This is a genomic window from Pseudomonas sp. B1(2018) (assembly GCF_003097365.1).
GTDB classification, from domain to species: Bacteria; Pseudomonadota; Gammaproteobacteria; order Pseudomonadales; family Pseudomonadaceae; genus Aquipseudomonas; species Aquipseudomonas laurylsulfatiphila.
This window is the reverse complement of record NZ_PYUK01000004.1, coordinates 181,133-194,453: the sequence shown is the minus strand read 5'-3', so window position 1 is coordinate 194,453 and position 13,321 is coordinate 181,133. Positions and strand designations below refer to the sequence as shown.

15 protein-coding genes are annotated in these 13,321 nt (G+C 59.9%); 7 read left to right on the top strand and 8 right to left on the bottom strand.

Annotated elements, in window-relative coordinates; genetic code table 11:
- Positions 1-170 precede the first annotated feature (170 nt).
- On the top strand, positions 171-2,231 hold the full coding sequence (locus C9422_RS08025; protein WP_116580266.1) for a S9 family peptidase: 2,061 nt from the start codon (positions 171-173) through the stop codon (positions 2,229-2,231).
- Positions 2,232-2,369: 138 nt separating this feature from the next.
- The gene (locus C9422_RS08020; RefSeq protein ID WP_116580265.1) at positions 2,370-2,843 is read left to right on the top strand and encodes a cyclic nucleotide-binding domain-containing protein; all 474 of its coding nucleotides are present in this window, start codon (positions 2,370-2,372) and stop codon (positions 2,841-2,843) included.
- Here the strand turns inward: C9422_RS08020 and C9422_RS08015 are convergent.
- Positions 2,840-3,130 (bottom strand): hypothetical protein, encoded by a 291-nt coding sequence (locus tag C9422_RS08015; protein ID WP_116580264.1) that lies wholly within the window; start codon positions 3,128-3,130, stop codon positions 2,840-2,842. The two genes, C9422_RS08020 and C9422_RS08015, sit on opposite strands and share 4 nt — an antisense overlap.
- 95 nt (positions 3,131-3,225) lie before the next feature.
- On the opposite strand from C9422_RS08015, the gene C9422_RS08010 reads away from it, so the two are divergent.
- The 4 genes from C9422_RS08010 (at position 3,226) to C9422_RS07995 (ending at position 5,471) form a co-directional block, all read left to right on the top strand.
- Positions 3,226-3,912, top strand: a complete 687-nt coding sequence (locus tag C9422_RS08010) for a spermidine synthase (RefSeq protein ID WP_116580263.1) — start codon at positions 3,226-3,228, stop codon at positions 3,910-3,912.
- A gap of 50 nt (positions 3,913-3,962) precedes the next feature.
- Complete coding sequence (locus tag C9422_RS08005; RefSeq protein ID WP_007898702.1) at positions 3,963-4,334, top strand: YajD family HNH nuclease; 372 nt, start codon at positions 3,963-3,965, stop codon at positions 4,332-4,334.
- Positions 4,335-4,542: 208 nt separating this feature from the next.
- Positions 4,543-5,013, top strand: a complete 471-nt coding sequence (locus C9422_RS08000) for an RNA methyltransferase (RefSeq protein WP_007993783.1) — start codon at positions 4,543-4,545, stop codon at positions 5,011-5,013.
- 80 nt (positions 5,014-5,093) lie between these two features.
- Positions 5,094-5,471, top strand: coding sequence for a DUF2892 domain-containing protein (locus C9422_RS07995; RefSeq protein ID WP_116580262.1), 378 nt, complete (start codon positions 5,094-5,096; stop codon positions 5,469-5,471).
- A 113-nt stretch (positions 5,472-5,584) separates the two neighbouring features.
- Here the strand turns inward: C9422_RS07995 and C9422_RS07990 are convergent, their stop codons facing one another.
- Both C9422_RS07990 and C9422_RS07985 read right to left on the bottom strand, forming a co-directional pair.
- Positions 5,585-6,814 carry a hypothetical protein gene (locus C9422_RS07990; protein ID WP_116580261.1) on the bottom strand — a complete coding sequence of 410 codons (1,230 nt, stop codon included), beginning with the start codon at positions 6,812-6,814 and terminating at the stop codon, positions 5,585-5,587.
- 35 nt (positions 6,815-6,849) lie between these two features.
- Complete coding sequence (locus C9422_RS07985; protein ID WP_116580260.1) at positions 6,850-7,299, bottom strand: YcgN family cysteine cluster protein; 450 nt, start codon at positions 7,297-7,299, stop codon at positions 6,850-6,852.
- Between the two features lie 164 nt (positions 7,300-7,463).
- Here C9422_RS07985 and C9422_RS07980 point away from each other — a divergent pair, with 164 nt between their 5' ends.
- Entirely contained in the window at positions 7,464-8,057 is a 594-nt protein-coding gene (locus C9422_RS07980) for a nitroreductase family protein (protein WP_116580259.1), read from the top strand.
- 123 nt (positions 8,058-8,180) lie between these two features.
- Here the strand turns inward: C9422_RS07980 and C9422_RS07975 are convergent, their stop codons facing one another.
- The 5 genes from C9422_RS07975 to C9422_RS07955 all read right to left on the bottom strand — a co-directional run bounded on the left by C9422_RS07975 (position 8,181) and on the right by C9422_RS07955 (position 13,152).
- On the bottom strand, positions 8,181-9,113 hold the full coding sequence (locus tag C9422_RS07975; protein WP_116580258.1) for a D-2-hydroxyacid dehydrogenase: 933 nt from the start codon (positions 9,111-9,113) through the stop codon (positions 8,181-8,183).
- 119 nt (positions 9,114-9,232) lie between these two features.
- Positions 9,233-9,526, bottom strand: a complete 294-nt coding sequence (locus C9422_RS07970; protein ID WP_033048390.1) for a YcgL domain-containing protein — start codon at positions 9,524-9,526, stop codon at positions 9,233-9,235.
- Positions 9,523-10,656, bottom strand: coding sequence for a ribonuclease D (gene rnd, locus C9422_RS07965; protein ID WP_116580257.1), 1,134 nt, complete (start codon positions 10,654-10,656; stop codon positions 9,523-9,525). Before rnd ends, C9422_RS07970 begins: the two co-directional genes overlap by 4 nt.
- Positions 10,657-10,779: 123 nt before the next feature.
- Positions 10,780-11,430: a class I SAM-dependent methyltransferase gene (locus C9422_RS07960; RefSeq protein WP_116580256.1), complete on the bottom strand. Its 651-nt coding sequence runs from the start codon at positions 11,428-11,430 to the stop codon at positions 10,780-10,782.
- A 72-nt stretch (positions 11,431-11,502) separates the two neighbouring features.
- Positions 11,503-13,152, bottom strand: a complete 1,650-nt coding sequence (locus tag C9422_RS07955) for a phosphoethanolamine transferase (RefSeq protein WP_116580255.1) — start codon at positions 13,150-13,152, stop codon at positions 11,503-11,505.
- Between the last annotated feature and the right edge of the window lie 169 nt (positions 13,153-13,321).

The window sequence follows — 13,321 nt, the reverse complement described above, 5'->3', positions numbered from 1 at the left end:
GCCCCCGTGGGTCGCAAAGCGGCCCTAAAACAAGTCACTGCGGTATTTAAACAACGCGGTGTCTGTATTACGACTGCTTCGCAGCCGAACGGGGGCAAACCCCCTCGCCACACAAGCTCGCTCCCACAGGTTATTCACCCCCAATTCCGTACACTGCTCGAGAGTCCTTCATGCCCCTATCCGCCAACATTCACGACGCTCCGATTGCCCACAAGGCTGATGGCTCCGATCCGTATGCCTGGCTGCAAGAGCGCGACACCGATGCAGTACTCGACTATCTGAAAGCCGAAAACAGCTATCAGGAGGCGCAAACCGCCGACCAGGCCGAGCTGCGCGAAACCCTGTTCGAGGAGATCAAGGGGCGGATTCTCGAGACCGACCTGTCCCTGCCCTCGCCCTGGGGACCGTATCTGTATTACACCCGCACCACCGCAGGCGATGAGTATGCCCGGCACTACCGCTGCCCGCGTCCGGCCGATGACAGCCTGACCCTCGACGAAAGCCGCGAACAACTGCTGCTGGACCCCAACGAACTGGCCAACGGCGGCTTCTTTTCCCTGGGTGCGTTCAGCATCAGCCCGGACCATCAGCGCCTGGCCTACAGCATCGACTCCAGTGGCGACGAGATTTACACGCTGTTCGTGAAGGAATTGTCCGACGGTCGCGTCAGCGAACTGGAATTCCAGGACTGCGACGGCAGCATGACCTGGGCCAACGACAGCCTGACGCTGTTCTTTGGCGAACTGGACGACACCCATCGCCCGCACAAGCTGTATCGCTATCGGCTGGACGGTACGGCGGCCGAAGAAGTGTTCCATGAGCCGGACGGTCGCTTCTTCATGCATTGCTACCGTTCAAGCTCCGAGCAGCAACTGCTGCTGTCCGTGGGCAGCAAGACCACCAGCGAAGTCTGGGTGCTCGATGCCTCCCGGCCCCAGCAGGCGTTTACCTGCCTGGCGCCACGGGTTGAGGATCATGAGTACGACGTGGATCACGGCGCACTCGACGGACAATGGACCTGGTTCATCCGCACCAACCGCGACGGCATCAATTTCGCCTTGTACACGGCCGTCGATACCGGCGCCGCGCCCACCGAAGCCGACTGGCAGAACCTGATCCCCCATAGCGACACGGTGATGATCGACGGCATCAGCCTGAACACCGGGGCCATGACCCTCAGCCTGCGGCTTGGCGGTCTGCCGGTCATTGAAGTACACCCACAAGGCCTGGCGCCTTATCGCGTGCAATTGCCGGATGCGGCCTACAGCCTGCACGTGCAAAACAGCCTGGAGTTCGAAAGCGAGCGGATTCGCCTGCGCTACGAAGCGTTGAACCGTCCGGCGCAAATCCGCCAACTGGAGCTGGCGACCGGCGAACAGACAGTCCTCAAGCAAACCCCGGTGCTCGGCCCGTTCGACGCCGACGCCTACATCAGCCAGCGCCTGTGGGCCACGGCGCCGGACGGCACGCAAGTGCCCATCAGCCTGGTGATCAAACGTACCGACCTCGGCAAACCGGTGCCGCTGTACCTCTACGGTTATGGCGCCTATGGCGAAAGCCTCGACCCATGGTTTTCCCATGCGCGCCTGAGCCTGCTGGATCGCGGCATGGCGTTTGCCATTGCCCACGTACGAGGCGGCGGCGAACTGGGGGAAGCCTGGTATCGCGCTGGCAAGCAGGAGCACAAGCACAACACTTTCAGCGACTTTATCGCCTGCGCCGAACACCTGATCGCCCAAGGCTTCACCACTGCACCGCAGTTGGCAATCAGCGGCGGCAGCGCTGGCGGCTTGCTGATCGGCGCAGTGCTCAATCAACGGCCGCAGCTGTTTGGCGCCGCCATCGCCGAAGTGCCGTTCGTCGACGTCCTCAACACCATGCTCGACCCTGACCTGCCATTGACCGTGACGGAATACGACGAGTGGGGTAACCCTGAAGAGCCGGACGTTTATGATCGGATCAAGGCCTACGCCCCGTACGAAAACGTCACCGCGCAAGCGTATCCGGCGACCCTGGTGATCGCCGGTTACAACGACAGCCGCGTGCAGTACTGGGAAGCGGCCAAGTGGGTGGCGAAACTGCGCTCGACCAAGACCGACAGCAATCCGCTACTGCTCAAGACTGAACTGGGTGCCGGGCATGGCGGGATGAGCGGTCGATATCAGGGATTGCGTGACGTAGCGCTCGAATATGCATTTTTGTTCAAGGTATTGGGTATAAACCGGCCTTGATTGCGGACGGATACAACACCAATCCCTTGTAGGAGCTGCCGCAGGCGGCTATCTTTTGATCTTGAAAAATCAAAGTCAAAAGATCGCAGCCTGCGGCAGCTCCTACAGGGAACCAGACAAACAAAAGACCGTGACGACATGTCTGAATCAACCTTTCTGAACAACGAAATTCGCGACTGGCTGATGGATTGCGGCCTGTTCAATCAACTGTTGCCGGCGGACTTCGCCGCGGCCTCGGGCTACTTCAGTATCAGCACCATTGCCCAGGGCGAGGTGATCTTCCAGGAGGGCGATGCCGGCAGCTTCATGTGCATCATCCATACCGGTCAGGTGGCGGTGCAGAAAACCACCGCTGACGGGCAACGAGTCACCATCGCCACGTTGCGCAGCGGCCGCTCGTTCGGGGAAATGGCCGTGCTCGACGGCGAAAGGCGCTCGGCCAGTTGCGTGGCCGCCAGCAACTGCCAGTTGCTCAACCTGGGCAAGGACTCACTGGAAAAGATGCTCAACGATGCACCGAAAATCGCCGCCAAGATCATCCGTGCCCTCGCCGTCTCCCTGTCCAAACGCCTGCGCATGGCCGACGGTCAATTGCTGTCGCAGCAGGTCTAGCCACCCGGTGATTTGACTTTCGGCGGGTTCGGTTCGATTCCCGGCACAGGCTGATCCTTGGTTGGCGGGTTGGGCATTTCAATCGGCACCAACGGCGGCCCGCTACTGCCGGGGCCGACTTTCGGCAAGGGCGCCGGGCTGATTTGCGGGTAAGGCGTGGGCGTGGCGGTGCCGGGCGAACCGGGTATCGGCGCGGGGCTGACGGGAATCGTTTGCAACTGTTGGGCCTGCGCTGCAGTTATCGAGAGCGCGGCCAGGGCAATGACCGTTAGAATGGTGCGCTTCATCAATGGCTCCGTTGGCCTTGTCGTCATGAACAGGCTACTCCCAACTGCGTCTGTTTGCCCTCCCGAGTTCTGCCAATTTTCTTCAAGTGAGCCCCATGAAACGTTTCGTTCTGCTGGACACCACCCCCATTCCTGAAAACGGCGGTGCCCTGTGCCTGTTCGAATATGGCGAGGATTTCGTCATCAAGATCCAGGGTGGCGACGGCGGACAATTGATGAACACGCGCATGCACGGCTCCGAAGATGCCCTGGCCGAGATCCCCTGCCGCAAAGTCGCGGGCCGACCGAATTCACGGGTGCTGATCGGCGGCCTGGGCATGGGATTCACCCTTGCCTCGGCGCTCAAGCACCTGGGCAAGAGCGCCGAAGTGGTGGTCGCCGAGCTGGTCCCCGGTGTGGTTGAGTGGAACCGTGGACCGCTGGGCGAAAAGGCTGGCAACCCGCTGCTCGACCCGCGCACGGTGATTCGCATGGAAGACGTGGCCAAGGTCCTGCAAGCTGAACCCCAGGGCTTCGATGCCATCATGCTCGATGTCGACAACGGCCCCGAAGGCCTGACCCAGAAGGCCAACAGCTGGCTGTACTCCGCCGCCGGCCTGAACGCCTGCGCCAGGGCCATGCGCCCCAAAGGCGTGCTGGCGGTCTGGTCGGCCAGCGCCGATCGGCAATTTTCCGACAAACTGAAGAAAGCCGGCTTCAAGGCCGAGGAAGTGCAGGTCTTCGCCCACGGCAACAAGGGCACCCGCCACACCATCTGGATTGCCGAGAAGCTCAAGGGCTAGGCTAAACTTCACCCTATAACCGTCATCAGTCTTTCTACAAAGGTGAACCCATGAGTTCGTCCACCCCGACCAACACTTCGAAGCTGGATCGCATCCTCGCCGACAACCAGCGCGACAAGGAAATGGGCTACCGCGACAAAGCCCTTAAGATGTATCCGCACGTCTGTGGCCGCTGCGCCCGTGAGTTCTCCGGCAAGCGCCTGAGCGAGCTGACCGTGCACCACCGCGACCACAACCACGACAACAACCCGCAGGACGGTTCGAACTGGGAGCTGTTGTGCCTGTACTGCCACGATAACGAACACTCGCGCTATACCGACCAGCAGTATTTCGACGAAGGCTCGCTGAGCACGCCGAAAATCGCCAAGGCCACGCATAACCCGTTTGCGGCGTTGGCTGGGTTGATGAAAAAAGAAGATTGAAAATCTTCAGTGCCTGAACTGGCCTCTTCGCGGGCAAGCCCGCTCCCACAGTGATTGGCGGTGCTCACAAAAACTGTGTACGCCACACAAACCTGTGGGAGCGGGCTTGCCCGCGAAAGCAATGGCTCAGACACCACAAGTCTTGAATCTGCCCGCCCTCCCCCAATCCCCGTATAATCGCGCTTTTTTCCCGAAAGGCACCCCGCTCGTGGCAGACAAACGGTACAGCTGCATTGGTTTGTATAACCCCAAGTCACCGGAGAACGTCGGTTCGGTGATGCGCGCCGCTGGCTGTTATGGCGTGGCGTCGGTGTTCTACACCGGCAAGCGCTATGAGCGCGCCGCCGACTTCGTCACCGATACCAAGCGCGTGCACTACGACATCCCGCTGATCGGCATCGATGACCTGAAGAAAATCCTGCCGCTCAACTGTGTGCCCGTCGCCGTGGAACTGGTTGAGGGTGCCCGCCCTCTGCCGGAATACACCCACCCGGATCGCGCGCTCTACATCTTCGGCCCGGAGGACGGCTCGCTGGATAAGGAGATTCGCGACTGGTGCGAAGACGTGGTCTACATTCCGACCACTGGTTGCATGAACCTGGCCGCCACGGTCAACGTCGTGCTCTACGACCGCATGTCCAAGGGGCTCAATACCCGTTCCGGTCCAAAATTCCGCTGAATCGCCGCACATCCGATTGAACGAGCTGCCCGCCCCGGCGGTCAGCTTGACTATCGATCACTGAAGCCTGGAGACAGACCATGAGCGAACTCAAACGCGTCGAGCGTATCGAATCCACCCCCTTCCAGAGCCCTTCCGAGCAGAACGTGCAAGGCTGGGAACGCATCGGCTCCCTGGCCGGCGGCGTGGTGATGGTGGGCAAGGGCCTGCGTCGTGGCGGGATCTTCGGCCTGATCCAGGTGGCCATCGGCGGCGTAGCCCTGGCGCGCGGCATTACCGGCCACAGTTCGGCGAAAAGCCTGCTGGAGAAAAGCCGCCGGGACATGGACAACGTGCGGGCGAAAATCCAGCGGGCTGGCGAGGAGCTGAGCCAGTTGAAGGCCAATGCCGAGGCGGCGACCAAAACTGCAACCGTGACGGGTAATGATTCGTTGAAGTCGCCGAAAGCCGGGGTTTGATCCAACAGTTTCGGTGAGGCTACCGGCCTCTTCGCGAGCAAGCCCGCTCCCACAGGGGATTTGTGTACGACACAGATCCCCTGTGGGAGCGGGCTTGCTCGCGAATGACGGTGTTACTGAATCAACTCGGTACTGAGCACTTTTGAAGACCCACCTATCACGCTCTCGCTGAGCTGAACAAACGCCTGGGTATCGATATCCCCCAGCCGCATCACCCCGCGCAACACATCATCCAGCGAACGCTTGTTGTGGGTTTTCAGGCGAATCTCCTGGTCCAGCTCCTGCAGCAACACCACCGCCCTGGCCACCTGCACCGGGTTGACCCGATCACTGCGCAGCGTGGTGACTTTCTGGCTGGTCTTGACCAGTTTACCGTGCAGGCTCTCGTAGCGTTCATCGCTCATGCCGCCGGCCCGGCGCACCAGCTCTATGGCGTAATACTCGGCAAAGCCTTCGCCGATCCAGTCACTGCGCTTTGTGCCGTTGATCCGTCCGAACACCTGGGCCAACTCGCGGACCAGGGCGCTGGTGCCGCTTTCGCTGACCAATGGCAGGTGACTGTTGAGGTAGATCGACTCGTGCGCCGACCGGCTGCCACGCCACATAGGATCATTGGCCCCGACGATCAGCAGTTTGCCCGGGTGTCGCGGGTATAGCGCCTGCACTTGCGGCCAGACGAAGGTCAGCAGCGTCAGCACATCCATACGCCGCATGCCCTGCCCTAGCGGCGAGGCGACGGTGACTTCAGTCTCGCCCAGACGAGTCCGGCGGCTGCCAAGCTGGCCGGCGAGCATCCAGCCCGTGGGCCGGTCGAACAGTCTGGAAGGGTTATCGATACGGAACCTGTTCTGGCCAATCCGTGGCCACGCGGTTTCAACGCTTTTCCAGCCACCGGGCAGCTCGAATTGAAGGCGTGAAACCAGCTCGACGCCATCCTGTTGATCGAGCCTGGCAGCCGGCACCAGATCGTCGCCGCGCATCAATGCCCAGTCTGGCGTCATGCGCGTGTCAAAGCTGCCGTTCTTACGCCCGTGGTTGATACTCACCCGATACGTCAGGCTGGCCTTGTCGGCCGCTGGACGCCAGACACCCCGCGTCGCTTTACCAGGGGTCAATTGCCATTGGCCGTCGGCCTTGAAATCGCTGTAGTGGCTGCCATCGCCAAGGTCGAAATCCAGGCTGCGTACCGCCGAGCCTTGGGCGAGCGTCAGGCGCACTTCGGCTTGATCGCTCTGCGGCAACAGGCGCACGTGATAATCCAGATCGACCTTGTTCGCTGCCCATACGGGCGCACTCACGGCCAGTAATCCAACGCCCCACGCCTGCCGCCATCCCACAGCCATACACACTCCTTCGTGAAAGGTTGAGCCTCTGGCAGTCAGCCGGCGCGGAAAATCAGGTGATCTTCCCAGTCGTCTTCCGGCACGCTGCCTTCGGCGAGCATGCGCCCGGACTGGGAAATCCGCTCGTGATGCACGGCATCGCGATCACCGCACACAAGGTGATGCCACAACGGCAGGTCCTTGCCTTCGCTGACCAGGCGATAGCCGCACGTCGGCGGCAGCCATTTGAATTCGTCGGCCTTGCCCGGCGTGAGCTGGATACAGTCCGGCACAGTGGCACGACGGTTAGGATAATCCGTGCACTGGCAGGTTTTCAGGTCCAGCAGTTTGCAGGCGATGCGCGTGTAATAGACGCTGTTGTCTTCTTCGTCTTCAAGCTTTTGCAGACAGCACAATCCACAGCCGTCGCACAGCGACTCCCATTCCTCCTGATCGAGTTGATCGAGGGTCTTGCGTATCCAGAACGGTTCTACTTTGGCGGCCATGGTTCGAGCATCGACATCAGGTGGTGAAAAGGCCGCCAGTCTAGTGCCCGTAGCCCCGTGGGCCAAGCATTGGCGACTGTCGGTAGAACGGGCTTGTCAGTTTCTGCGCTGCCAAGTAGGGTTTTTCGTCGCTCCCACTTTCAAACGTAGCAAGGAATCTCTTGATGAGTGCCAACCCACGCGTTGCCGATTACACCATTGACCCTCAGTTCACCGATCGCTGGTCGCCCCGCGCCTTCACGGGCGAAGCCATTGCCGAAGAAACCCTGCTGAGCTTCTTCGAAGCCGCGCGCTGGGCACCCTCGGCCTACAACTCGCAACCCTGGCGCTTCCTTTACGCACGTCGCGACACGCCGAACTGGGAGCGCTACCTGGGACTGCTGAACGAATTCAACCGCAGCTGGGCGCAACATGCTTCGGCCCTGGTGATCGTGATTTCGAAAACCACCTTCGTCGCGCCTGGCGCCACCGAGGAAACCCCGGCCCTGTGGCACACCTTCGACACCGGTTCCGCCTGGGGCCACCTGGCCCTGCAAGCGAGCCTGAGCGGTTGGCACACCCACGGCATGGCCGGCTTCGACCAGGAACTGACCCGCAAGGAGCTGAACATTCCCGAAGGCTACGCCCTGCACGCCGCCGTCGCGGTGGGCAAGCTGGGGGACAAGGCCAGCCTGGCGGAGTACCTGCAGGCCCGTGAAGTACCAAGCCCGCGTCGTCCGTTGAGCGAGCTGGCGGCTGAAGGCGACTTCACTCTCTAAGCCATACTGAAAATCCCTGTGGGAGCGAGCTTGCTCGCGATGGCGGCCAGTCAGTCAACATTGATGTTGAAGCTAATGGCCTCATCGCGAGCAAGCTCGCTCCCACAGTTTTTGAGAGTGATTTCAATACCCGCGATCGAAATCCACTTCCCCGCGCAATGCCTCCCCCGCCTGAAACGCCCGCAGGTTTTCGACAAACAGCTTCACCATCATCGACGGCGAAGTCGGTGCCGAGCTGTGGCCGGTGAGCAGCAGGCCCCAGGCTGTCCAGAACGGATGCCGCTGGGGCAATGGCTCCTGACGGCAGACGTCGATCACCGCGCCCGCCAGATGCCCTTCCTTCAAGGCTTCCACCAGATCCGCATCGACCACCGCCACACCGCGCCCGGCATTGATGAACAACCCGGTCGGCTTGAATTGCCTGAACAGCGCCGCGTCGTAGATATCGTGGGTTTGCGGCGTGTTCGGCAGCAGATTGACCACGTAATCGACTTCACCGACCAGCCGCGGCAGATCCGCCAGTGAACCGACTTCGATAAACGGCGCCTGTTCCCGCGTGCTGCTGGCAACGCCATACAGCTCGACACCAAACGGCACGAGGAACTGCGCGACACTCTGGCCGATATCACCCGTGCCGACGATCAACACCTTGCGCCCCGCCAGGCTCTGGCCATGGCGGCTGTCCCATTTGCGCTCGACCTGGCTGACCAGTCGCGCCAGCACTTCACGTTCGTGACCGAGCATATAGGTGAGCACGTACTCGGCCATGACTTGCCCGAAGATGCCGACTGCACGGGTCAATCGATAGTGCCGTGGCAAGCCATCGGCCAGCAGCGGCGTAATGCCGGCCCAGGTCGATTGCAGCCATTGCGGTTGATGGCCCTGGCGCAACAGGGTCGCCAGCAGATCAGGCTGGCCGAGCCACACCGGACAATCGGCGGCCTGGCCGGCCAGTTCGGCGGAATCACCGCTGGTCAGCACCTCCAGGTCCGGTGCTGCCTCGCGCAACAGTTGGGCGTACACGGGGTGGTCGTGTTCAGCAATCAGGACGCGCATGCTTCAAACCTTTCAAAAACGGTGCAGACGGCAGCCGACAGAGCAGTGCTCTGTCGATGCTGCCATCGCTAAAATCAATCAGTGTTTCATAACCACGCTGAACAGAGCCTGTCTGCCGCTCACACCGGATCGTTGCGACGCAACAGTTCTTCCGGCAAGTGCTCGATGTACTCGTCTTCGGCAGGTGGCATTTGCAAGTGATAACCCTGTTTCTCGAGGTTTTCCAGCACGACAGCGATGTCCTCGCGCGACAGCTTGCGCTCGGGGCTCAGCACCAGATCGAACGCATGGATGGCCTTGCCGAAGGCTGCCATCAGGGGATCCGGCACGCGCTCCAGAGCATCGCTCTTGAGCACATACAGGTACATTTCGTTTCTTTTCGAGCTGCGGTAGATGGAGCAAATACGTTTCAAGGCTGTTCTCCGGCGGTGACCAGGCTGTCGAGCAGCGCCTGGCCCATCAATTCGCGGCGCCAGCCACGCAGCGAATCAGGCAATTGGTAGGGACCATTGGGGAAGCCGCTCTTGAGCAGCGCTTCCAGGGTTTTCTTGCGCAGCATCAGTTCCGGCGCAATGTTCAGGCGCTCGGCCTCGGCCTGGCCGATGGCTTTGAGCTGCTTGAGCAACACGGCAGCGTCCACCGGCAGCGGCTCCGGCACGGCTGGCGGCCATTGATCTGGCGACACACTGCCAGAGCGCTTGATCAGATCAAGCAGAAACTCACCATCCTGACGCACGGTACGCGGGTGCATGTCTTCGATTTTCGCCAGGGCGCCGAGGTTATCCGGTTGCGTACGCGCCAGCGGCCACAACGAATGCTCGCGGATGATCCGGTTGCGCGGCAGATCGCGGGCACGGGCTTCCTTTTCACGCCAGGCGCAGAGTTCACGCAATACCGCGAGTTGGGCGCGGGACAGCTTCCAGGCCAGCTTGGCATCGCGATAGACCTCGTTCGGATCGATCTCGCGGCGCAGGTTGGCCACCAGTTCGGCACCGTCCTCCAGAACCCAGGCGTATTTCTCGTCAGACAGCTTTGGACGCAGCTTTACGAAGACTTCGGCCAGGTGCACGGCGTCTTCGGCGGCATAGCTGATCTGGGTTTCGGAGAGCGGACGCTGCAGCCAGTCGGAACGGGTCTCACCCTTGGGCAGGTCGATGCCGAGCACTTCCTGCACCAGCCGCGAATAGCCCATGGAGAAACCGAGGTTCAGGTAAGCGGCTGCCAATTGCGTATCGAACAGTGGCACCGGCAGGCTACCGGTCAGGCGTAGCAGGACTTCGAGATCTTCGCTGCACGCGTGGACAACCTTGAGCACGGCCGGGTTTTCCAGCAATGCAGCCAGAGGCTGCCAGTTGTCGATGGTCAGCGGATCAATCAGGTAGGCACGTTTGCCATCGCCGACCTGCAGCAGGCCTGCGATCGGGTAGAAGGTGTCGACCCGCATGAATTCGGTATCGAGGGCAACGAATGGCAGTTGCTGCCACTCGGCACAAAACCGACCGAGGCTATCGTTGTCGCGAATCCAGTGAATATCGATGGCCACACGGCTCTCCCTTGAAGAATGGCGCGCAGTATATATCGCCCCCGGCGATTTCCGCGCATCCACTGAACAAGAGCGTTAGCGAAAATGACTGCGTGACATGAAGAATAGTCCGACAAGCTCGGCCTAGCTGGTCTTACCCAGCACGTAGACCCGCATCTGTGCACAACCCGGAAAAAAATCCTGATGGCTGAGCAAACGGAATCCCGCCTGCCTGAACTCGCTTTCGACCCCGGCCTTGCTCGGTAATGGCTCCTCCATGCTGGAATGCGCGCCCTTGAATAGGCCATCGAGGCGCACCGCGACGATCACCGTATCGCGACTGACCCGGTAAAACTCGCCCAGCATCGCCAGACGATGTTCCGGACTGTAAAGGTGCTGAAACAGTTGCATGCAAAAAATGCAGTCAACCGCGTTTTCCGACAAACCAATCGAGAAGGCGGAGCTTTGAAAGGTCTTGATCCGCTTCAGCAGGCTTTGCGGGTGATGTGTGCGGGCATGATCGAGGATGTCCTGGGACGGGTCCGTCGCGAGGATCACCCGATTCGCATGTTCGGCCAGCACCGACCAGAAACGCCCCACCCCGCAGGCCACGTCGAGGATCAGCCCCGGTTCACCAGCGACCTTGAGTGCATTGCGCACCAGACGCGCCTCGCGCCAGTGCGTCAGCCGCCCGGCCAGGCCCGGCGCTTGCGGCTGAAGGCAGACGCGCGCGTGTTCCTGATCGTAGCGCCGGGCAATCTCAAGCTCGATGGCGGATGGGGGTTGAGCGGACATGTGCAATGGCTCTTGATAAACGTTCAACAGGCCGCAGGTCGGCAGCCACCGAGTGAAACAAAATCGGAGCACTCAATCCTTGGCCAGCACGCCGTCAGTCACCGGGCCACGACATCCGGCAAACATGTCCAGATCCTGGTTGTAGACCTTGCTGTTGACCTCCAGCAGTCCAAGCATCGAATGGAACAGGTTGTCCTGGCTCAGGGGCTTTTCACGACTCTGTTGCAGGCAGTGGGTATCGACCGCAAACGACTTTTTATAGTTGTCAGAGAACCAGGCAAACATGGCTACATGTTTTTGCTGCTCCGGTGCCAGCATGTAAGGCGTGCCGTGGAGGAACAAGTTGTACTCGCCCAGGGATTCACCGTGGTCCGACAGATACAGCATCGCGGTGTCCACTTTGGACTGGTTACTGCGCAGCAGATCGATCAGGGTCGATAGCACATGGTCGGTATAGACCAAGGTGTTGTCGTAGCCATTGACGATACTTTCGCGACTGCAATTGTTCAGGGCATTACTCTCGCAAACCGGGGTGAAGCGCTCGAACTCTTTCGGATAACGCTTGAAGTACTCCGGACCGTGACTACCCATCTGGTGCAATACCAGCACGGTATCCTTGTCCAGGGTATCGATGAAATGTTGCAGCCCCTGCAGCAGGATTTCGTCGCGGCATTCACTGTTGGCGCACAATGCCGGGTCTTTCAGATTGCTGACGTCCTGAAGGGTGACGCGATCGCACGTACCCTTGCAGCCCGACTGGTTGTCACGCCAGATCACGTCGATACCCGCATGCTTGAGCACATCCAGCAGGCCTTCTTCGTTCTTGGCCTTGCTGGCGTTGTAATCCTTGCGCCCCATGTTGGAGAACATGCAAGGCACCGAAACGGCGGTTTCAGTTCCGCAGGAATGCACATCGGTGAAGGCGATCAGGCCATCTTCCTTACTCAGTTTTGGCGTGGTGTCGCGGTCATAGCCAAAGATGCCGAAGTTCTCCGCCCGGGCACTTTCCCCGACGACAAGCACCGTCAGGGATTTGCGCCCGTGAGTTTGCCAGACCGTATTGCGTTGGGCATCTTCACCGATCTTCACAAAGGGTTGCCGCGCAGTCGCTACTTTCTCGCGCAATAAACCAGCCGAGGCTCCAATGTAGTTGCTTGGCACCACCATCAGGCGCAACTCGTGGTGATTGCGAAACAGCGAAGACAAGCCTTGATAGTTAACCAGTGCAACACCACCAATGACGGCCGCAGAAGCAAATATCACCAGGACTTTACTGAGCAGTTCACGGTGCCAGCGACGATAATTAATCGGTGCCTTCCACAATAGCCACGACGGCAATACACCGAGCAGTACAATATAAACAAACAACTTGAGCGACAGTAAGTCGCGCACTTCCGTAGCATTGGTTTCAGCGAAGTTACGCAACATGCCGGTGTCGATCAGGACACCATACTGGCTCATGAAATACGCCACGCCCGCGCTGACCATGAACAGCAGGGTCAGGAGCGGCTTGAGCACCGGTCGGAAGGCCAGCAGGGTCAGCACAATGTTGAAGGCCGCGAATATCATCACCCCGAAGGCCACGCGCATGACCATGCCTTTGCCATCGGACGTAGTGATTTCGAACAGGTGTTGCCAGAGTACAAAGTTGAAGCCAACCAACAAAAATGCACTGGCAATCAGTGTCACCCATTCGGGGCGCACGGCTTTAATCTTAAACATGAGGTTCGGCGAGTCCTGAAAAGAAGTGCCCTCGGTCAATGTGAAAATTTCATTGACCGAGACAATTCTAATTTTAGGTAGCCAACCATCAATTTTTTGTGAAAAAGAAGCCAACAATTAGTTGGCTTATAACACCGGCCTGAAACTTCAGACTATTTGAGAATGGTTC

Excerpts from the sequence above, each read along its gene's own strand:
- C9422_RS08025 (WP_116580266.1), top strand. The coding sequence starts at position 171 with ATGCCCCTATCCGCCAACATTCACGACGCTCCGATTGCCCACAAGGCT.
- C9422_RS08020 (WP_116580265.1), top strand. The coding sequence starts at position 2,370 with ATGTCTGAATCAACCTTTCTGAACAACGAAATTCGCGACTGGCTGATG.
- C9422_RS08015 (WP_116580264.1), bottom strand. The coding sequence starts at position 3,130 with ATGAAGCGCACCATTCTAACGGTCATTGCCCTGGCCGCGCTCTCGATA.
- C9422_RS08010 (WP_116580263.1), top strand. The coding sequence starts at position 3,226 with ATGAAACGTTTCGTTCTGCTGGACACCACCCCCATTCCTGAAAACGGC.
- C9422_RS08005 (WP_007898702.1), top strand. The coding sequence starts at position 3,963 with ATGAGTTCGTCCACCCCGACCAACACTTCGAAGCTGGATCGCATCCTC.
- C9422_RS07995 (WP_116580262.1), top strand. The coding sequence starts at position 5,094 with ATGAGCGAACTCAAACGCGTCGAGCGTATCGAATCCACCCCCTTCCAG.
- C9422_RS07990 (WP_116580261.1), bottom strand. The coding sequence starts at position 6,814 with ATGGCTGTGGGATGGCGGCAGGCGTGGGGCGTTGGATTACTGGCCGTG.
- C9422_RS07985 (WP_116580260.1), bottom strand. The coding sequence starts at position 7,299 with ATGGCCGCCAAAGTAGAACCGTTCTGGATACGCAAGACCCTCGATCAA.
- C9422_RS07980 (WP_116580259.1), top strand. The coding sequence starts at position 7,464 with ATGAGTGCCAACCCACGCGTTGCCGATTACACCATTGACCCTCAGTTC.
- C9422_RS07975 (WP_116580258.1), bottom strand. The coding sequence starts at position 9,113 with ATGCGCGTCCTGATTGCTGAACACGACCACCCCGTGTACGCCCAACTG.
- C9422_RS07960 (WP_116580256.1), bottom strand. The coding sequence starts at position 11,430 with ATGTCCGCTCAACCCCCATCCGCCATCGAGCTTGAGATTGCCCGGCGC.
- C9422_RS07955 (WP_116580255.1), bottom strand. The coding sequence starts at position 13,152 with ATGTTTAAGATTAAAGCCGTGCGCCCCGAATGGGTGACACTGATTGCC.